Here is a 248-nt window from a genome sequence, read left to right on the forward strand (position 1 = left end):
AAGATCTTTTCTGGTAAAACAAAATTGCGTAGTTGCAAGAGAGCGATAGGACCTTCACCCATTTCAGTTCTTAAGGTGTAATTTAGTGATTGTCCGTTTAAGGTTTTCCAACTAACAGAATAACTGCTGGTACTCCCTGCATAAGGTGTAATTTGGGCATCTTCCAGTAAACGAATAATGCCCCAGACGCCACGATAATCACCATAAATACGCGTGCCTGTGTTTGTGGTTATCCAGCTCAGTGATGC

General features: G+C 41.9%; 1 protein-coding gene. It reads right to left on the reverse strand.

Going from position 1 to position 248, the window contains the following annotated elements:
* The coding region (locus BHE89_RS02580; RefSeq protein WP_286145833.1) for a type VI secretion IcmF C-terminal domain-containing protein at positions 1–248 on the reverse strand (248 nt) is incomplete at both ends.

Source organism: Shigella sp. FC1967, assembly GCF_001743005.1.
In the GTDB taxonomy this organism is placed as follows: domain Bacteria; phylum Pseudomonadota; class Gammaproteobacteria; order Enterobacterales; family Enterobacteriaceae; genus Proteus.